Below are 20,721 nucleotides of genomic sequence, written 5' to 3'. Positions count from 1 at the left end.
CTAATGAAAAATTCAGGATTTGCTGCTTTTATAATTACCTATGAGCGTACTGAAATCCTGCTGAAGACAATTTCAGCCATAAAAAATCAAACCTTTCCACCTGCATATCTCCTGATTATAGATAACAGCCTTAGTAATTATACAGAAAAAGCGCTTCAAGAGTATATTTCAGACTCCTTTGAATATTATAGAGTAGGTTATAATAGTGGCCCCGCCGGGGGAGCTAATATTGGCTTGGAAAAATTGACAAATTTGGGCTATGACTGGATTTATTGGGGAGATGATAATAACCCGCCCCGGGATCTTAATGTTTTTCAGGAAATGTTTGAAGCTTTACAGGACTTTGAAGCTGCAAAGGAGAATCCTGGGATTCTTGGCGGAAAGGGCGGTGATTTAAACAAACTTACCGGTAGGCTTAGGTCCCTGTCCAATAAAAAGCTTCTTGAAAAGAAATTTGCTGAAGTAGATGTTATTCCCGGGGGGCATACCATGATTGTAAATTCCCGTGTTATTGCTGCAGGTTGTTTACCTGATGAGAAACTGTTTTTTGGTTTTGAAGAAATGGATTTCTGCCTTAAAGTAAAAAAAGCGGGTTTTAATTTATTTGTTGATTCTCAAACCTGGCTGAAGATAAGAAGAAGGGACAGCCATTTTGAAGAAAACTACCGGTGGAAGGATTCCGGTTTTGGTAAAAAAGAAGCTATAAAGAGGGATTATTACAGTAGCAGGAACCTCTTGGATATTTTCTATAAAAATAAAATGTTCCCGGCTTTTGCCATCCTTCTTTTAAAATGTTTGGGCAAATCATTATTAAGTTTCAGGTTTGGATGGAATTACGGCAAAGCTATGGCTAAAGCTCAGTTTTCGGCAGTAATCCATTTTTTTTCTGGAAAATTCGGGAAACAGGTAGAGCTATAGACGTTCTGTAGCTCTGTTAAAATACTTACCTTTATATAAATTATTTTATATGCTGAAATTGGATCATAAAAGCATTCAGCTTCTCGATTGCACTTTGCGTGATGGAGGCTATTATACGCATTGGGACTTTGATGAAAAACTGGTTAAGCAGTATTTTGAAACCATGAATAAGCTTCCTGTTAAGTATATTGAAATTGGGTACAGGTCTAAACCAAAGCAAAAGTATCAGGGTGCATTTTATTACCTGCCGGAACATGTTCTTAAAAATTGTCAAAAATTAAGTTCAAAGAAATTGGCCGTAATTCTAAATGAAAAGGAATTTTTAGCTGAGGAAGTAGAAGAAATACTTGCGCCATGCGTGGGGATCATAGAAATGGTAAGGCTTGCTGTGGCCCCGGAACGCTTGAGTCATGCTGTTAAAATTGCTGATGCAGTTAAGAAAATGGGATTTATGGTATCCCTTAACCTTATGTATGCCAGCAAATGGGATGAGGAGCTTTATTCTTCAGAAGATCTTAAAATCCTGGATGGCATACTGGATTATTTTTACGTGGTAGATTCTTATGGAGGGATGCTTCCTTCTGAAATTAGGAAAACCTTCAGCAAACTAAAGGAAGCACTATCAGTAGACTTAGGATTTCACGGACATAATAATATAGAAATGGCGCTTGTTAATTCGCTTACAGCAATAGAGTGCGGGTCGAAAATTATAGATGCCACAGTTTGTGGAATGGGCCGGGGTGCCGGAAATCTTAAAATGGAACTACTTTTAAGCCTTTTGTACAAAAAGTATGAAGTTCCTGTAGATTTTGATATTCTTAATGATCTTGTGGAAAAATTTTCAAAGCTGAAGGATGATTACAAATGGGGAACTAATTTGCCTTATATGCTTTCCGGCGCTTTTTCCTTACCTCAAAATACGGTGATGGGCCGCGTTAAAAAAAGATTTTATTCCCTGAATACTATTGTAAGAGAACTTTCTGAAGCAGGCGATTTTGTAGAAGAAACTGAAATCCCATTTTTCCAGCAGGATAAGAAGTATCCAAAGGCAATGCTGGTTGGAGGTGGAAATACTCCTAAAAAATTTTCAGGTGCAATTAGGGAATATCTTAAGCAATATCCTGAAATTTGTGTTATCCATTCCAGTTCAAAAAACGTAGAAACATTCCTTAATTTGCCTAATGACCAGTTTCATTGCTTAACAGGAAAAGAAATTACAAGGCTTGAGAAAAAACTTCCTTCTGCTGACAGGGATAGACGATATTTTCTCATTTCTCCGGAGGCAGGAGTTGTAGTTCCAGGAAGGTTTTCATCCAGGTTTAAAAATGCTTTGGAAACATTAAAAAAGGGGTGTTATCAGGAAAAATATAATTTATCTACTACAGCAATGGCTATGGATATAGCAACTTTAGTGGGCGTTCAGCAAATATTGCTAACAGGCTATGATGGCTACACCGGGCAGGTTTCTAAAGAGCAGCTTGAGCTTTTTGAAGAAAACCAGGAAATTTTTGAAGAGGCAAAAAGCGGTGGATTAATACTTTCTTCACTAACGCCAACCATGTACAAGATGAGTTCTAAATCAGTTTATTCTTTAGTATAAATGGCAATTTCAATATTTCTACCGGTACGCAAAGGAAGCGAACGTGTAAAGAATAAAAATACGAGAAAGTTCTCTGTTTTTGAAGGCGGGCTCCTGGAGTTAAAGCTTTTACAATTAAAAGAAGTAGAAGGAATAGAGGAGATTATTTTATCTACAAATGATGAAGATTGCTGGAAAATTGGAGAGCGTTTTAAAAATCATATTCCCAACCTTCGGCTGGAGCAGCGGCCAGAGGATTTAGGCAGGGCAGAAACCAATTTACAGGATCTTATAAAGCATGCCGGAGAATTGTCGAATTCAAAAGATATTTTGTGGACGCATGTTACTTCGCCGCTTTTTACTGCTGCCAATTATGAAAATGCTGTTAAAAAATACGCCAAAATCCTGAAACTAGAATATGATTCTTTAATTTCGGGCACTAAATACCGGGATTTTCTTATTGATAAGAAAACAGGAAGAATTGTTAATAACCCCGGGAAGCTGGAGTGGCCCCGAACACAGGATTTGGCAGATTGGTTTGAGGTAGATAATGCGGTGTTTATTACCTCTGTAGAGAATTTCAGATCAGGTAAACGATCAGGGGAGAACCCTTACCTGCTGGAACATGATAAGGTAAAATCAATTGATGTAGATTATGAAGAGGATTTTCTTATAGCTGAAGCTGTTTATGAAAGAATTTATAGGTAAAGAAGTAATACTTTGGGATTTTGATGGAGTTATTGTAGACTCTATGGCTGTAAGGGAAAAAGGTTTTCGGGAAACTTTGAAAGATTTTCCCGAAGAAGAAGTAGACCGGTTGATTGCTTACCATCAAAAAAATGGCGGATTGTCGCGGTATGTGAAGTACAGGTATTTTTTTGAAAAAATCCGAAAGGAACATGCAGTTCAGCAAGAGGTAGCTGAGTTATCAGCTGCTTTTTCTGACATAATGAGAACAAGCCTTATACATAAAAGCATTCTTATACCTGAAGTGATAGATTTTATTAAGAATTATAAGGACGATTTTAAGATGCATATCGTATCTGGTTCAGATGAAGAAGAATTGCGGTTTTTATGTGAACAGTTGGGCATTTCTTCTTATTTTATTTCCGTAGAAGGCTCGCCCACTCCTAAAATTGAACTGGTGAAAAATTTGCTGAAAGAATATAAGTATAATAAGGAAAAAGCCTGCCTGATCGGGGATTCGGTTAACGACAAGGAAGCAGCCGAGCAAAATGATATAAGCTTTTATGGATATAACAATAAAGAGTTAAAGGAGAAAAACGCCTATATCAATACTTTCCAATGAAGTTGCAGCGTAATCTTCATGCGCTTTATCTTATGTTGAGCTCTTTAAAAACCTTTTATCCTGAAGAAGAATTAAAAGGGAAAAGAGTGGCCATAGTTGGTGCTGCAGATTCCGTTTTCAAAGAAAAAAATGGAAGTTATATTGATAGTCATGATGTAGTGGTGAGGATTAATAAAAGTCCACATACCTGGAAGAAAGAACAAAATGAGTATTTGGGTTCCAAGTTTACAATCTTGTACCATAGTTTCTTTGAGAATGAATTTAGCGGTGGCGGAAAGATAAACTGGGAAATGTTCAGAAGGATGGGGATCCAAAAAGTAATAAATCCCAATCCTACAAGAGCAGGCATGCTTGCACACTTAAATTATTATAAAAGACATCTTTCAGGGGAGAAAACGTATATGTTGAAGAGGGAAAATTATAATTTTTTTCAAAAAAAGCTAAAGAATTTTATCCCTACGGTAGGATATGCTGCATTAGGATCGATATTGCAGGCTGAATGTAAAGAAATTTTCATAACAGGATTTACCTTTTTCAAAACCCCATATGCAAAAAATTATCGGCCCGATTTGGAAGAAATGCAGGCTAATAAGAAGCATATTAATCGTCAGGGTATTCATAATCCAGATCTTGAATTGAAATCTTTTAAGCATGACCTTCAAATGACGAAGTGCAAAAAGCTTATTCTTGACAGCCGACTGCAAAAAATTATGGAAGGAGAAAGAATATGAAGTTTTTATACTACAGTACTTCTTTTTACGCCAGCCATGGAGGGAGTATACAGGCAAAAGAATTTTATCATCATCTGGATGATATAGATATTATTAAAGAAAAAGCTATTTATCCTGAAAGTCCAAAATCTACCATTTCCTTTAATTCAAGACGACAACTTGTAAGAAAATGGTTAAAAAGAATACCTCTTGTTCAAATTGTTCTTTTTTATCGTCGGAACAATTTTTATCTGAAAGGATTAGAATCAAAAATTAAGAATTTTCAACCGGATGTTGTTCTTTTTCAAATAGATTCCAACTTTCTTCAGCTGAAGAGAATAAAAAAAAAGTTTCCAAAGCTTCTAATAGCTACACAAATAAACGGATCACCGTTTGATGAGCCTTTTCGGAATATTGCTTTTAAAAGTTTTTTTCAGAGAAAACAAAGAATGGCCTACATGCCAAGTGATTTAAATTTTTTTATTTCTGATGCGTCCAGAAGTAGTATTATGGGAAAAAATCTAAACCTCAATCGCGATGTAGTTATTCCTAATGGAACCAGTACCGATAAGTTTTATCCTATTTTTGAGAAAGACCGGTTAAGAATGAAGTTGGGATATGATGTAGGTAAAATGATTATTGGTTATGTTGGAACTATAGATTACCACAAAAAGATGCCATTGCTTATAGAAGCTTTTGCTGATTTATTGAAGGAGAATTTGGAAGCGCAATTGGTAATACTTGGAGATGGTCCGGCATTATCAGATCTGGTCACAGAAGTAGCTGAATTAGGAATAGAAAAGGACGTGATTTTAAAGGGGTGGGTAGCACATGAGCAAATAAATGAACATCTGAACTGTTTTGATATTGCTGTACACCATTATGCCAGTGAATATATGAATCCGCTCAAAATTTATGAATATCTTGCAGCCGGTTTACCAGTTATAGCTCCTGATATATCTTCCATAAGAGAGAATTTTGATGTGGAAAAAGATCTTTTAACTGTTAAATCTTCAAGAGTAGATTTATACAAAAAGTTAAAGCTTTTAGTTACAAACGGAGCTCTCAGAAATCGGCTTTCAGCAAATGAGAGGCTAAAATCGCTATTAGAAAATACCTATACATGGGAAAATTATAGCCGGGGAATTGTAGGACAGATAATTAAAAAACAAAACATTTTGCCAGTTGGATAAACTAATACGTATTGCCACTGTTCCTGTTTCCCTTGAAAAATTGCTTGAGGGACAGCTTAATTTTATGAGTAATTATTTTGAAGTTATAGCTGTTTCCGCAGAAAAAGGTAAGCTGGAAGAATACGGTAAAGCTACAGGAATTCCTACTTATTGCGTAGAGATGACCCGCGAAATTACACCCATAAAAGATTTAAAAGCACTGTTTAAATTGTACTTTTTTTTAAAAAAGGAAAAACCACTAATAGTGCATACTCATACCCCAAAAGCAGGGATTATTGGGATGATGGCGGCAAAGGTGGCAGGGGTTCCCTTAAGGTTTCATACAGTTGCTGGTTTGCCATTATTAGAAACCCGGGGCAGTAAAAGAAAAATTCTGAATAAGGTTGAGAGGCTTACTTATTCCTTTGCTACAATGGTTTATCCAAATTCTACCGGTTTGAAAGAAATTATTCTAAAAGAGAAATTTTGCAGGCCGGAGAAGCTAAAGGTGCTCGGCAGAGGTAGTTCAAACGGTATTGATACAGCTTACTTTAACCCTGCTAAATATTCAGATAAATTTAAAAGGCACCTTAGGGCAGAACTGGGTATACCAGCAGCAGATATGGTATGTATTTTTGTAGGCCGGCTGGTTTCAGAAAAAGGGATTAATGAGCTGGTAAAAGCTTTTGTTGAACTCAATCAAGAATATGACGCAGTCTCTTTGTTATTGGTGGGAGATTACGAGGAGGAATTAGACCCGTTATCAGAAACAACAATTGCTCAAATAGAAGAGCATTCCAAAATTTATACTACCGGATTTCAAAATGATGTAAGGCCATATTTTGCAATTTCAGATATTCTGACCTTTCCAAGTTACCGGGAAGGTTTTCCTAATGTTGTAATGCAGGCCGGTGCTATGGGTTTGCCCGCTATAGTTAGCAATATTAATGGATGCAATGAAATAATAAAGCAAAATAAAAATGGGTTAATTATAGAAGTTAAAAATAAAAATGCTCTTTTGGAAGCGATGAAAGAGCTGTACAATAACAAAAAACTTGTGATAGGAATGAAGGGAAACGCCCGAAAAATTATTGATCTTAATTACGGCAGAGAGGATTTTTGGAAGATATTGCTTAAGGAGTATCAAATTCAGAAAAAAGAAATTATCAGGTAGGGATTTAAATTATCCTTTTAAGCGGCCTTAACAATAATAGGAATGTATAGTAAATTTTTTAAGCCTTTAATAGATTTTTTTATTGCTTTAGCGGCATTGTTAGTTCTAAGTCCGTTATTAGCTATTGTATATATATTATTAGCTTTGGCGAATGAAGGGAAGCCCCTTTTTTTTCAGGAAAGGCCAGGTAAAGATGGGGAAATCTTTAAAATAGTTAAGTTCCGGACGATGAATAATAAGCGGGATGAGAATGGTGAGCTTCTTCCGGATCCTGAGCGTTTAACTAAAACTGGAAGAATTGTTCGTAAAACTTCTATAGATGAAATTCCCCAGCTTTGGAATGTCCTGATGGGAAATATGAGTTTAATTGGCCCAAGGCCTTTGCTCCCGGAGTATTTGCCTCTTTACAATGCTTTTCAGCAGAGGAGACATGAAGTAAAACCGGGTATAACCGGCTGGGCGCAGGTAAATGGAAGAAATACCATTACCTGGGATCAGAAATTCAGATATGATGTTTGGTATGTGGATCATGTCTCACTAAAGCTTGATGTTCAAATTTTTTACCTCACCGTTAAGAAGGTATTAAGCTCAGCAGATGTCTCTGCAAAAAATCATATTTCAATGCCCAAATTTTCAGATGAATTTAATAATAAGTAAATACAGATACCAATGAATATTTTAGTTACTGGAGCAGGTGCTTTATTGGGCCAGGGAATTTTAAGATGCCTTAATTTTTCAGCTAAATCCTACAATATCATCTCTGCAGATCCAGATGTGCGTTCTACAGGACATGCTTTAGCACATAAATCTTACTGTATTCCTTTTGCGACTAATTCTATCTACTTAGAACGTATAGAAGAAATCATCTCTATTGAAGATATAGATATTATTTTTATTGGAACTGATGTAGAATTGCCATTATTTGCCGAAAACAAGATATACCTGGAAGAAAAATACAACCTCATAGTTGTTGTTTCTAATCCTGATGCTATTAAAATAGCAAACGATAAATGGCTTACGGCTGAATTTTTAAGAAAGAACAATTTTCCGTTTCCTCTCTCTGCGCTTACTACCAATCCAGAATCTATAACAAATTTAAAAGAAAAGGCAAGCTATCCCTTTATTGCAAAACCTGTAGATGGAGCCAGGTCTAAAGGACTGAAGCTTATAAATAACGATGAGGATTTGAAGGCAGTTTGTAGTTACTCAAATAATTTAGTAGTACAGGAAATGCTAAGTGAGGAAACAGGTGAGTTTACAACTGGTTGCGTTGTTGTGGATGGCAAATGTAAGGCTATCGTTTCATTAATAAGGGATTTAAGAGATGGCAATACCTGGCGAGCCTACCGTAATGGTAATTCTCCTTATGATGAAACTATAGCTGAAATAGCAGAAAAGCTGGGGGTAGAAGGGCCGGCAAATTTCCAGTATAGAATTAAAGACGGTAAACCAGTAGTTTTTGAAGTGAATTGCAGGTTTAGTGGAACTACTCCCTTAAGACTAATGTTTGGGTTTAATGAAGTGGAAGCACTAATTGAGTATTATTTGGAAAAGAAACCCATAACACAACCAAAATTAAAGAATGGAACTGTGTTACGTACCTTTTCAGATATTTTTGTAGGCAATGAAACTCTTGATGATTTTCAGGAAAAAGGCGTTACCAGTTCTTATAATTCAAAATACTTTCCTTTTAAAAAAAATGAAGAATGAAATATTTAATATTTGGTGGCACAGGTCTGGTAGGAAAAAAATTAGCAGAATATATAGTAACCCAGGGTGATGAAGTGAAAACTGTTTCCCGATCAGGGAATGATGAATCTATTGCCCTTGATATTCGTGAAGAGGAGGAATTTAATAAATTAGATTTTTATCCAGATGTAATTATTAACTGTGCATCCCAAATTCCTGTTAATGGTAGAACTTCTCAAGACCCTTTCTTCTTAAGAGACTTATTCGAGACAAATGTTGTGGGAGCAGTTAATATAGCTAATTGGGCGGTTAGAAATAAAATTTCTAAAATTATTAATTGTTCTACTTTAGTAGTTGTTAAAAAACCCTGGCCAGATTTTTTATCTGAGACTTATTTTGGTATACCAGATGGCCCTCATGTGGGTTACTGTATGTCAAAGCTTTGCCAGGAACAAATTATGAGTGAATGCGTAGTTAACAGCCAAACCAAACTTCTGCATGCACGTATTTCTGCTGTATATGGTGAAGAAATGCTTCCGGAAGGGCTAATCTTTAATTTATTACAAAAACTAGAAAATAATGAGGACATAATTTTGACAGATGGAAATAAGAATACAGTAGACCTTATTCATGTTGAAGATGTTAGTAGGTCTCTATATGCTTTAAGTGATACTAATTTTGAACTTAAAATTTTGAATCTCGCCAGCGGGAAACAGATATCGATCTTAAATTTAGCCTTTCTGCTGAAGGAATTAACAGGATCAGAGTCAAAAATTATTAATCATTCAACCAATGTGCCGGCCTCAACTGCTAATATTAGTGTTGAAAAATTAAAAGGATTGATAGGAGATAAGTATAATAATTTTATTCCTTTGGAGGAGGGGTTAAAATCAGTAATTGGGCAATGCCAATGGGTCTGAAGAATTTTAAATTTAAAGTTGGTATTCTTATGACTCCAAAAGTATTTATTAATAATCTTATATGAAAAACAGAACTGCGGTCATTGGGGCGAATGGATTTTTAGGTTCATACATAGTAAATAATTTACTTGAAGAAGATTATGAGGTTTTAGCTGTTTACAATCATAATCAAGATAATTTAAAGGACGGTTGTATTAAAATTTCAGTAGTTGATTTTCTTTCGGGTAATTATACTCTGGATAATATCATATTTGCTGCTGGTAATTTTGAATTTACGTCTGAACAGAACAACCATCTTAATTGTAAAGTGCTATATAGCATAACAAAATTATATCCTCATTGTAGGTTTATTTACATTTCAAGTGCAAATGTTTATGGTCAAACCGCAGGAATTAGGAAAGAAAATTCTCCTTATGATAATCCCAATTCTTATGGTTTAGCAAATATTTCAGGTGAATTTATTGCATCTGGCATTAAAAACCATGCAGTGGTTAGGCCTGTTTATTTATATGGACCGAATTTAGATAATAGCTCGTTTCTACCTAATATCATTAAACAGGCTGAAGGAGGAACAATTAAGCTATTTGGACAGGGGCTCCGGAGCCAGGATTATTTACATGTCAATGATGCTGCAAAATTGTGTATTAAAGCAATGCAGAATAGAAAGAGTACAGTTTTTTTAGGAGCTACCGGCAATTCTGTGACAAATAAGGAAATTGCAGATTTGATTCGTAAAAATACCGGATGTGAAATTGATCTTTTAGACAAGGAAGAACATGCCTCTTCTTTATATTATGATTCATCCTGGACTAAAAACGAATTGAACTGGGAACCACAGGAATCACTTGAAGAAGGGTTAAAAGAAATGCTTTCATGAAATATCTCATTTTTGGTGATGTGCATGGAAATCTTCCGGCATTAGAAAAGCTTTTTGAAACAGAAAAAGGAAATTATGATCTAGCGGTTTGCCATGGAGATGTTGTAAATTATGGGCCCTGGAGCAATGAATGTGTAGCATTTATTAAGGATCTGCCCTCCATAGTTACACTTAAGGGAAATCATGAGGAGAATTACCTTAATGGCAGTTACCATGGAACAAGTGAGGTGGCTAAAGCTTTTTTTGATTTTTGTTATCCTTCTTTTGAAGAATTTAAAGAAATCTCAACTTACAAAAATCAGCTAGAACTAAAAAATTTTACTATTAGGCACACTATACAGAATAAGTACATTTTTCCTGATTCAGATTTAAAAGATCTTCACCTGGATAAAAATTATATTATAGGACATTCCCATTATCAGTTTGACAGATCTTTTAGAGACCACCGCTTGGTAAATACCGGAAGTTTAGGTCAGAATCGCAGATTATTAAACGTGGCAGAGTATGTGCTTTTAGATGAAGAAAAAGGACTGGTAGAGCTTAAATCTATTGAATATGACATTGAAAAAGTAATCAGCCGAATGCTGCAAGATGAATATCCTCAAATTTGCATAAATTATTACAGAAATAAACCTACAACAATATGAAACCTAAAATATGGCTTTCTTCCCCGCATATGGGAGGAAATGAGCAAAAATATATACACGAAGCATTTAAGGAAAACTGGATAGCACCACTTGGTCCAAATGTTAGTGGATTGGAAGAGGATATTTCCAAATATTTAAGACAGGATGGAAAAGAGAATATAGAAGTTGCTGCTTTAAGTTCCGGTACCACTGCGCTACATCTGGCTCTAATCTTATTGGGGGTGAAAGGCGGAGACGAAGTGTTGTGCCAGAGCATGACCTTTGCTGCTTCTGCAAATCCTATTGCATATCTTGGCGCCACTCCTGTTTTTGTTGATAGCGAAGAGGATACCCTCAATTTGTCGCCGAAATTTTTAAAAGATGCAATCAGAGATCGCATATCGAAAGGAAAAAAACCTAAGGCCATTATTGCGGTGCATTTGTATGGAATGCCTTATAAAGTAGATGAGATCCATGAAATTGCAGCACATTATGAAATTCCTGTTATCGAAGATAGTGCGGAAGCTCTAGGAAGCTCTTATAAAGGCATCAAGTGTGGGACTTTGGGAGAAATTTCAATTCTATCTTTTAACGGTAATAAGATCATCACGACCTCAGGAGGAGGTGCTTTAGTCACCAAAGACGAAAATTTAAAAAAGAAAGCGGTATTCCTGGCGACCCAGGCCCGAGACGAGGCGCCGCATTATCAGCATAGCCAAATTGGTTATAATTACAGGATGAGCAATATTTGTGCGGGTATAGGAAGAGGGCAAATGGAAGTACTGGACCAACGGGTGCAGGCAAGGAGGGAGATGAATACCTTTTACAGAAAAATATTCAACGATTTTGAAGTAGCAACTGTTCATAATGAGCCTGATAATGACTACTTTTGTAACCATTGGCTTACCGTAGTAAGCTTTAAAGATCATTCTGCTAATTATTCAGCAGAGGGTTTAAGAAGGCATATGGAAAAGGAAAATATTGAAAGCCGGCCCTTGTGGAAGCCAATGCATATGCAGCCTGTATTCTCAGATGCTCCTTATTATGGAGGGACAACTGCTGAAAGGCTATTTCAAAACGGCCTTTGTCTCCCTTCCGGATCTAATCTGTCTGAAGAAGACAAAGAGCGAATTTTAAAATCAATCCAACAGTATTTTAAATAGATATCCTGCTTAATGGGGAAGAAATTACATAGAACTTTAAGGAGCCTTACTGCCGATCCGGATAATTCACTTAATTTAAGAAATATAAAATACCTGCCCAGGTGGGTGGTGTTTTTAATAGATATAGGGTTAGTAGCAATTTCTTCTTTGTGCACCGCTTTTATTCTGCTGGATCTTACATCCAATGTTTACGGGTTAATCGATATGGCAGATAAGGGGGTTATTATCCTGCTTATCAATATATTCTTTTTTTATGTTTTTAAAACATATGCAGGGATTATACGCTACTCCTCTAATATAGATGCATTAAAATTGCTCCTGGCCACCCTAAGTTCCTTTTTTACGCTTCTCCTAATTAACCTGATTACATCCCTTGTTGTTAATCAGAAAGTCTTTCTTTTTGGTGCGTTGCTGATTAATCTATGGATATCTTTTTCTCTTCTCTTTTTATTCAGGCTGGCAGTGAAGCAGATTTATGAATATTTCAAATTTGTTCAGAAAGACGAAAAATTAATAAATGCCGTGATCCTTGGCGCTGATGAGAATGCTATCTCTATTGCAGGGGCACTTGATATTGAACACCCCAGGAGATTTAAAATTGTGGGATTTCTTTCAAACGAAAAACATAATAAAAGTATTCGGCTTTTGGATAAGCCGGTTTTAAAGTATGGAAAAAATGTCCATGAAGAGGCTAAATCCCTCAAGGCCGATGCGGTAGTTTTTTCCGAGAATAAATTTTCTGCGGAAGAAAAATTTAAAATAGTAGAAAATTGCCTGGAAAACGGACTTAGTGTTTATAACGCCCCGCTGGTTTCTACCTGGGGCGAGGATAAACCTATCGCCCAGAAAGTACAAAGTCTTCAGATTGAAGATTTACTGGACAGAGAACCCATTAACCTGGATGTTCAGAATAAAATAGATCAGCTAACCGGAAAGACTATTCTTGTGACCGGTGGGGCAGGGTCTATAGGAAGTGAAATCGTAAGGCAGGTGGCAGAATATAATCCGAAGCGACTTATAATTCTGGACCAGGCCGAAACTCCCTTACACAACATTCAGCTGGAAATAGAAGCTAAATTTCCTGATCTTGACTACAAATGTATAATTTGTGATGTAGGAAATTATAAGCGCTTGGAGCTTATGTTTATTAATAATAAAATTGATGTAATATATCATGCTGCTGCCTATAAACATGTGCCTTTAATGGAGCAGAATCCCCATGAGGCCGTCTTTGTAAATATTTCGGGAACAAAAAACCTGGCTGATCTGGCACTGAAATATAAAGCCGGCCATTTTGTTATGGTTTCTACAGATAAGGCAGTAAACCCTAGTAACGTAATGGGGGCTTCTAAGAGGGCTGCAGAAATGTATGTACAGTCGCTTTATCACAGTCAGTTAAGAGAAGGAACAGAAACAACCAAATTTATCACTACCCGGTTTGGCAATGTTCTGGGATCGAACGGATCGGTTGTTCCTCTCTTTAAAAAACAAATTGAAAAAGGTGGTCCGCTTACCATTACGCATCCCGGGATTATCCGGTATTTCATGACGATTCCCGAGGCCTGCCAGTTAGTTTTGGAAGCTGGTGCCATGGGAAAGGGAGGAGAGATCTTTGTTTTCGATATGGGAGAACCTGTGAAGATTATGGATTTGGCAATTAAAATGATTAAACTGGCCGGGTACGAACCTGATAAGCATATAAAAATTCGTATTACCGGACTTCGCCCTGGGGAAAAACTTTATGAAGAATTATTAAATGATGAGTGTAAAACACTGCCAACCCACCATAAAAAAATAATGATTGGTCAGGATGTGGTAAGAGATTTCGAACTCATCAGCAGCAAAATTGATGACATAATAAAATCTGCTAACAAATTAAAAAGTGAAAAGGTGGTTGCAAGATTAAAGGAACTTATCCCTGAATTTATAAGCAATAATTCCTCCTTTCAAAAGTTAGATAAAGTTGAAATCAATTCCGGAGCGAAATAGTTGTCTTAACACAATTTTATTTCCTATTGAATGGGAATAATCTATATCCTTTTATATTTGCATTTCCTGAAATTAAACTATGAAAAAAATTCTTTTCGCTTTAATTATTACGGCATTATTAGCGAGTTGTTCTACACGTGATGAAATTGTTTATTTCCAGAACTCTGAGAAGTTGGAAGGAATGGAAAATTTACTGGATTATGAACCAATAATTCAGCCTAATGATGTGCTATATATTAAGGTCTCTTCCCAAATACAGGAGGTGGTAGAACCATTTCAGAGAAACACTGGGAACCAGCAAGGTGGTGGAGGTCAAAATTCCTCTCTTTCCGGGTATGTTGTAGATCCCGATGGTTATATCCAATATCCGGTTTTAGGGCAAGTTCAGGTAGCGCAACAAAAGAGGGGAGAAGTGGAGCAAATGCTTCAGGCCAAAATTAGAAAATATGTAACCGATGCGGTTGTTAACGTACGTTTTATGAATTATACCGTTACAGTTTTAGGCGAGGTAAATGCCCGCGTGCCGGTTCAGGATGGGCGTATTTCTATGCCCCAGTTGCTGGCTGAGGCTGGTGGTATCCCTTACACAGGTAAGCGCGAGAATATAAAAATTATAAGAGAAGTGAATGGTGTGAAATCAGTAGGATACATCGATATGACAGATTCAGATATGTTCAATAGCCCCTATTATTATTTGAGGCAAAATGATATTGTGTATGTTGAACCAACATACAGGCAGGTTAAGTCTGCCGGGTTTTTTACAAGTTATCAGGGAATAATTTCTATAGGGACTACAATTATTAGTCTTTATTTACTTATAAATAGTCTTTAAGATTGATGGAAGAATTAGAGGATTATCAGGGAAATAGTCAGATCGAATCAACCTTTGATCTAAAGGCAGAGCTGTTTAAATATCTAACCCATTGGAAATGGCTACTGTTTGGATTACTCTTAGGAGGGCTTATCGCTTATCTTTATAACCGTTATACCATTCCTCAATATTATTCTGAATCTTCCATGATGATAGTGAAAGACGAGGATAAAAGTGTAATGAGTGCGATACCTTCAGGTAATAGTTCTATTTTGTCTCTGGAAAATTCAACATTGGCGAATCAAATTGTTACACTTAAATCAAAACAAATGGTGGCCAGTGTTGTGGATGAATTAGACCAAAATATCTCCTATTTTATTGAAGGCAATGTGATTACTGTAGAGGCTTATAAAAGTAGTCCTGTAGTGTTAGATTTTCAAACTCCCGACTCCATCCTTAATAATACCTCAAGAACTTTTTTAATTACCCCACAAGGTCAAAATAAATTTTTATTGCAGGATGAACAAGCAGCGTATTCTCAAGTACATCAAATAGGAGAGAATATAAAGCTGGACGGACTTGAATTTGCGGTTCAAAGAAGAGCTTCAAAAGATGATAATAAGGATTGGAGTAATCCAGTAATAGTTAAAATCATCCCTCTTAATGAGGTGGTGAGCAGGTACATTGCTGAGCTGGAAATAGGGCAAAAAGGAAAGGCGGAAGATATTTTGGCTTTAGGGGTTACACAGGAATCTCCGGAAAAATCTGAAGATTTTTTAAATACCCTGATGGAGAACTTCAATGAAGAAGGTGTAGCTGATAAAAGAGAGGTGGCTGAAAATACAACTGCATTTATACAGGAGCGACTGGAGATTATTACACAGGAACTTGATTCTGTAGAAGGGGGCATGGCAGATTTTAAGCGCGAAAATCAGGTTATGGATGTGGCTAGTGGAGCACAGGAATTCCGGGCGAGATATTCTTCAGCAGAGGAGGAGATTTTTAATGTGGAAACGCAGCTGGAATTAGTGAATTCAGTACAGGGACGCCTGCAACAGCAGGAGGAATATTCCTTGCTTCCTTCAGATATAGGGATAGAAGAAGCTGGAATTTCAGGGCAAATAGGGAATTATAATACTCTTATCCTTCAGAGAAATGATTTGTTAAGTACTGGGACTCCAGAAAATCCTGTGATCCAGCGAATAGATGAACAGTTAAGTTCAATCCGCAGTAACCTTCTTGGAAATATCCAAAATACTAAAGAATCTTTACAACTAAAGAGGAATGAATTAATTAAACGAGAGAGTACTGCCCAGGGACAATTTAGTAGTTTTCCCGGCCTTGAGAGAGGAATAAGAAGTATTGAGCGTCAGCAGCAAATTAAGGAGCAACTGTATTTGTTTCTCCTTCAGCGGCGGGAGGAAGCAGCCATATCTTTTGCCTCAACTTCTGCTGTTGCGCGGGTGGTGGACCCTGCTTTCACTTATGCCGATCCTGTAGATCCAAAACCCTGGCTTATACTAGTGGGGGGATTTGTAATTGGGCTGCTTATTCCAGTCCTTGTGATTTTTGTAAAGAATTTTCTTGACACCAAGGTACATCATAAAGGGGATTTGCAAAGTTTAATCCAAAGCGTTCCTTTTATTGGTGAAGTCCCCAGGATAAATATGGGACATCACGACGTTATAGAAGTTAATGACCGTTCCCCACTGGCGGAATCTTTCAGGATTTTGAGAACTAATATGGCATACCTTATTCAGGGGAAGAACAAGGATAGAGGGGAAATTATTTTTGTGACCTCCACCATTAAAGGTGAAGGAAAAACCTTTATTTCCTACAATTTGGGTCGAACATTTGCCAGTACAAAAAAGAAGGTGTTACTAATAGGTGCCGACATCCGGAATCCGAAATTACATAGGTATACCTCCAGCATGGTTTCAGATAAAGGTTTGTCAGATTATCTGTACGACTACGAAATTACAGAAGAAGATATTATTGTTGCCTCAAAGGAAGATGGATTACAAGTAGATGTGATCCTTTCGGGAGCTATTCCTCCTAATCCGGCCGAATTGTTTATGAACGACAGGATGAAGAAGTTGCTGGATTATGCTGCAGCCAATTACGATTATGTGATTGTAGATACAGCTCCTACCATGATTGTAACAGATACTCTTTTAATTAGTCCTCTGGCCGATACTACAATCTATGTGACCAGAGCCGAATATACCGAAAAGAAACTTCTGGAGTTTCCTAAAGAATTAAAAAAGCAGGGGAAATTAAAAGGCCTAGCTGTGTTACTGAATGATGTGGATTATTCCAAGTTTTCTTATGGCGCGAAGTATGGCTATGCGTATGGTTACGGATATGGTTATGGCCAGGAAGAAGAAAGCAAAATAAAAAGATTTTTCAAAAATCCCTTTTCTAAAAAACCTGATTAATTAAAAAGCACTTTACTATTTGCAATAACAGGTTTTATAAGTTCCATTCTTTTTTTTGGAAGCTTTAGCCCCTGTATCTTTACAAGATGCTCTATTCTATGGCAGTCACTGCTAATAAAATCTATTAATCCATGATCTAGTAAGATATTTGCCATTTTTTTAATGCCGGGTCCATAATGGCCGGAAAGGGATAACATATTTAATTGAAGTTTGCAGCCTCTGGATTTAACTTCTTCATATTGCTGAAGGTCTTTTGAATGATAAAAAGGATACCTCTCTGGATGAGCGAGAATTGGTTTTAATCCCTTATTCTGAATTTTAAATAAAATTTCATTCAGATTAATAGGAGGTTGAAAAAAGGACATTTCTACAAGAATGTGTTTTCCGCTTATAGAAAGAACAGTATCGGCTTCTAAAATATCCAGAAAGTGCTGGTCCATCATATATTCAGCCGCCGCCTTTAACTTCACATTCTCGGGAAGTTTTTCATTTAATTGTTCTAAAGCTTCCTTTATGGATTCTGGTGTGTTAGGATAATATTCTCCCATTACGTGAGGAGTGGCGACGAAAGAATTGATTCCAAATTCTCCAAACTTCTTAATAAGTTCCAGGCTTTCTTCTATGGAAGCAGATCCATCATCAATACCGGGAAGAAGGTGATTGTGAAAATCTGTAAATCCTTCCAGGTAATCTGCCAGATATTCTTTTTTTTGGAAAATTGAAAGCATAGGTTCTTTATTACTGCACAAAATTACATAATTTTGACCGCAACCTATTCCGTATAACGGAATTTTCAATTACTGTATGAAATTTCATCAAATTGTCTTAAATCTTCTTTTTTCCTTTTTTGTACTTCTTTCTTCTGCTCAAAATTTGGAATTCACTTTGGATATTAATGGTTTTGGCAATGCTTACACAACTGAAGAATCTCCATTCTGGTTGCACTCCAATAAAAGAGGACGAATAGATGAAACCGCAAATTTTTCTACCTGGGCCAATGGTAGCGCCAGGACATATTTTAATAATGATAGCTTTATGGAAGTGGGAATGGGATTACTGTTCCAGGATGGATACATAGATAGGCTACGATTTGATGAATCTTATATCCGGTTTCAAAATTCATGGCTAATAGCCACGGCAGGGAGGAAGCAGGAAAAGGAACTTTACAGAGGTCTTAGTGCCTCAAATGCAAATATTGCATGGTCCTTAAATTCAAGGCCTTTACTTGGTGTGAGAATAGAAACTGCAGAGCCAATTTTTTTTGTAAATGACCATGGCCTTGGCTTTACAGCTTCTTTTGCTGAATACATTATGGATGATGACCGATATGTAAAAGATACGAGAGTGCACCATAAAAGTTTTAATCTGGTTTATAAATCATCAGGTAATTTTCAGCTTTCGGCGGGATTACAGCAGTATGCACAATGGGCAGGTACTTCTCCTGAATATGGGAAACTCAATTCTAGTTTTAAAGATTACTTAAACGTCTTTTTGGGTTTGAAAGACGATGTGGATGGCAGGGAAGAAAATGCTGCTGGAAACCAAATTGGTGTTTATGAAGTAAAATTAAACACAGAAATTAATGATTATAAAATTGAACTGATCTATAATCATCTTTTTGAAGATGGCTCAGGGAGAATGCTTTATAACACTCCCGATGGCAGGTACGGAATTTATGTTGAAGATATGTATATGTTATCTGAAAATTCCTGGATCAAAGCAATAATGTACGAGCTTTATTACACCATGGACCAGAGTGAAGGGAGTGGAACCACTGATGGAGAAGATAATTACTTTGTTCATAATCTTTATAAATCAGGATGGACTTATGAGAATAAAGTTATAGGTGTGCCTTTTATTACAATGAATGAAGAAAGAACAAGAGTATATAATAATACCCTCATTGCTCATCATCTTGCTTTCACAGGGGTGGCTTTTAATGAATATCTCTATAAATTTATGGCTAGCTACCGATCCAATTATGGTTATAAAGGGAATGATGTTTTAGATAACACTATTCTCTCCACTTTCCTCGATGCTGAAGTTTATAACTCTGATAATTTTATTATTGACATCCAACTGGGAGCCGATTTTATTTCGGACGCTCCTACTAATCTTGGAGCAGGCGTAAAGCTTTCCAAAAAGTTATATTAAACGGCTTTTTCCCGGGGATTGGCATCTTCAATTTTTTCTTCAGCCCATTCCTTTTCCTCTTCTTCTGCCTTTGGTTCTTCCTGAATAATCTCGGCCCGCGGCTCATAGTTCAGTTTAATGTACATGGGAAAATGGTCAGAGCCTATATTCCTTTCACTGGCGATATCTATTAAAGTAAAATCAGTACTATGGAATACATGGTCCAGGGGCCAGCGTAAAAGCTTGTAATCTGCATGAAAAGTATTGAAAAAACCTCTCCCTACCCTTGGGTCGAGTAATCCGCTCATTTTTTTAAACAACCTGGTGGTTCTGGACCAGGCTACATCATTTAAATCTCCAAATACAACAACAGGTTCCTTGTCTACCCTAATGTCCCTCCCAAGCATAAGCAGCTCAGCATCGCGGTTTGTGGAAGTATCAGCTTCTGTTGGGCTGGGTGGCATTGGGTGCAGGCAGTGAAAACGTATTCTACGCTTATTCCTGAGCCTTAAATAACCATCAATAGAAGGAATATCATCCTGAACAATAAACCTTACCCTTTCTTCTTCCAGCTTCAGTTTAGAGTACAAGTGCATTCCGTAGAGGTTATCCTGCGGAACTTTTACAGTGTATGGGTAATCTTCTTCCAAAATACTCAGCTCCTTTTCCCACTTTTTATCAGATTCCAGCGTGAGCAGGATATCAGGATCCCGTTCTCTAACCAATTTTAAAAGTTCCTCATACTTCTTATTTGGAGTAAGTACATTGCTCACCAGTATAGACAGTGTGGCATCGGGATCATCTCCCGCAAACTCCAGGACATCTTTTTTTGCCATTGGTGTAAAAGGAAAAATCTTTTTCAGCTGGTAAAACAGGCTCAGACATAATATAGAAACAGCTATATAATGCCAGGTTTCTTCAAATGAGTAGTAAAAAAGCGAGAAAATAATAACTACAAACATTAGGAAGCTGAATTGCACCCGGGGAAAATCAAATCCCCTAATCCACCACTGATCAAATCTTGTGAGTGATGCTAACGTTGGGATGATCATTAAAAAAGAGAAGAATAAAAGGACAATTTCTGTTATTCTCATGGGGAATTTTTATTTTGAGCCGGCATAAACCCATCTATAATGGGATTTAACCTAATAGTTAATTTATTTGAGATACTAAAAAATTTTAATTTTCAATTAGATTTATATAATTCCATGGA

General features: G+C 36.7%; 19 protein-coding genes. 17 read left to right on the top strand and 2 right to left on the bottom strand.

From position 1 onward, the window contains the following. The first annotated feature begins 3 nt into the window (after positions 1–3). From RM553_RS17225 to RM553_RS17150, 16 genes are all read left to right on the top strand, one after another. Positions 4–918 (top strand): glycosyltransferase, encoded by a 915-nt coding sequence (locus RM553_RS17225; RefSeq protein ID WP_311536203.1) that lies wholly within the window; start codon positions 4–6, stop codon positions 916–918. Between the two features lie 49 nt (positions 919–967). After that, positions 968–2,518 (top strand): beta/alpha barrel domain-containing protein, encoded by a 1,551-nt coding sequence (locus tag RM553_RS17220; protein WP_311536202.1) that lies wholly within the window; start codon positions 968–970, stop codon positions 2,516–2,518. After that, positions 2,519–3,205, top strand: coding sequence for an acylneuraminate cytidylyltransferase family protein (locus RM553_RS17215; protein WP_311536201.1), 687 nt, complete (start codon positions 2,519–2,521; stop codon positions 3,203–3,205). Beyond that, the gene (locus RM553_RS17210) at positions 3,186–3,806 is read left to right on the top strand and encodes an HAD family hydrolase (protein WP_311536200.1); all 621 of its coding nucleotides are present in this window, start codon (positions 3,186–3,188) and stop codon (positions 3,804–3,806) included. Before RM553_RS17215 ends, RM553_RS17210 begins: the two co-directional genes overlap by 20 nt. Next, positions 3,803–4,537, top strand: a complete 735-nt coding sequence (locus RM553_RS17205) for a glycosyltransferase family 29 protein (protein ID WP_311536199.1) — start codon at positions 3,803–3,805, stop codon at positions 4,535–4,537. The genes RM553_RS17210 and RM553_RS17205 overlap by 4 nt, the downstream gene beginning before the upstream one ends. A 437-nt stretch (positions 4,538–4,974) precedes the next feature. Further along, a complete protein-coding gene (locus RM553_RS17200) occupies positions 4,975–5,709 on the top strand; it encodes a glycosyltransferase family 4 protein (protein WP_311536198.1) in 735 nt (244 codons plus the stop codon). Continuing rightward, positions 5,702–6,862, top strand: coding sequence for a glycosyltransferase family 4 protein (locus tag RM553_RS17195; RefSeq protein WP_311536197.1), 1,161 nt, complete (start codon positions 5,702–5,704; stop codon positions 6,860–6,862). The genes RM553_RS17200 and RM553_RS17195 overlap by 8 nt, the downstream gene beginning before the upstream one ends. A gap of 42 nt (positions 6,863–6,904) precedes the next feature. After that, complete coding sequence (locus RM553_RS17190; protein ID WP_311536196.1) at positions 6,905–7,519, top strand: sugar transferase; 615 nt, start codon at positions 6,905–6,907, stop codon at positions 7,517–7,519. Positions 7,520–7,531: 12 nt separating this feature from the next. After that, complete coding sequence (locus RM553_RS17185) at positions 7,532–8,572, top strand: ATP-grasp domain-containing protein (protein WP_311536195.1); 1,041 nt, start codon at positions 7,532–7,534, stop codon at positions 8,570–8,572. After that, positions 8,569–9,471 (top strand): NAD-dependent epimerase/dehydratase family protein, encoded by a 903-nt coding sequence (locus RM553_RS17180; protein WP_311536194.1) that lies wholly within the window; start codon positions 8,569–8,571, stop codon positions 9,469–9,471. Before RM553_RS17185 ends, RM553_RS17180 begins: the two co-directional genes overlap by 4 nt. 61 nt (positions 9,472–9,532) lie before the next feature. Beyond that, entirely contained in the window at positions 9,533–10,348 is an 816-nt protein-coding gene (locus RM553_RS17175; RefSeq protein WP_311536193.1) for an NAD-dependent epimerase/dehydratase family protein, read from the top strand. Next, positions 10,345–10,995, top strand: a complete 651-nt coding sequence (locus RM553_RS17170) for a metallophosphoesterase family protein (RefSeq protein ID WP_311536192.1) — start codon at positions 10,345–10,347, stop codon at positions 10,993–10,995. Before RM553_RS17175 ends, RM553_RS17170 begins: the two co-directional genes overlap by 4 nt. Then, positions 10,992–12,137 (top strand): DegT/DnrJ/EryC1/StrS family aminotransferase, encoded by a 1,146-nt coding sequence (locus RM553_RS17165; protein WP_311536191.1) that lies wholly within the window; start codon positions 10,992–10,994, stop codon positions 12,135–12,137. Before RM553_RS17170 ends, RM553_RS17165 begins: the two co-directional genes overlap by 4 nt. A 12-nt stretch (positions 12,138–12,149) precedes the next feature. Then, positions 12,150–14,126: a polysaccharide biosynthesis protein gene (locus RM553_RS17160; protein ID WP_311536190.1), complete on the top strand. Its 1,977-nt coding sequence runs from the start codon at positions 12,150–12,152 to the stop codon at positions 14,124–14,126. Positions 14,127–14,205: 79 nt separating this feature from the next. Then, complete coding sequence (locus tag RM553_RS17155; protein WP_311536189.1) at positions 14,206–14,958, top strand: polysaccharide biosynthesis/export family protein; 753 nt, start codon at positions 14,206–14,208, stop codon at positions 14,956–14,958. Positions 14,959–14,963: 5 nt separating this feature from the next. After that, positions 14,964–17,375 (top strand): GumC family protein, encoded by a 2,412-nt coding sequence (locus RM553_RS17150; RefSeq protein ID WP_311536188.1) that lies wholly within the window; start codon positions 14,964–14,966, stop codon positions 17,373–17,375. Here the strand turns inward: RM553_RS17150 and RM553_RS17145 are convergent. Next, positions 17,372–18,103 (bottom strand): tyrosine-protein phosphatase, encoded by a 732-nt coding sequence (locus RM553_RS17145; RefSeq protein ID WP_311536187.1) that lies wholly within the window; start codon positions 18,101–18,103, stop codon positions 17,372–17,374. The genes RM553_RS17150 and RM553_RS17145 overlap by 4 nt on opposite strands. Positions 18,104–18,248: 145 nt before the next feature. Between RM553_RS17145 and RM553_RS17140 the strand changes: the two genes are divergently transcribed. Continuing rightward, on the top strand, positions 18,249–19,529 hold the full coding sequence (locus RM553_RS17140; protein WP_311536186.1) for a capsule assembly Wzi family protein: 1,281 nt from the start codon (positions 18,249–18,251) through the stop codon (positions 19,527–19,529). On the opposite strand, the gene RM553_RS17135 is transcribed toward RM553_RS17140, so the two are convergent. Further along, positions 19,526–20,602 (bottom strand): endonuclease/exonuclease/phosphatase family protein, encoded by a 1,077-nt coding sequence (locus RM553_RS17135; protein ID WP_311536185.1) that lies wholly within the window; start codon positions 20,600–20,602, stop codon positions 19,526–19,528. The two genes, RM553_RS17140 and RM553_RS17135, sit on opposite strands and share 4 nt — an antisense overlap. Positions 20,603–20,721: the final 119 nt, after the last annotated feature.

The organism is Autumnicola tepida (assembly GCF_031846485.1).
Lineage (GTDB): Bacteria > Bacteroidota > Bacteroidia > Flavobacteriales > Flavobacteriaceae > Autumnicola > Autumnicola tepida.
This window is presented reverse-complemented; position numbering and strand designations above follow the sequence as displayed.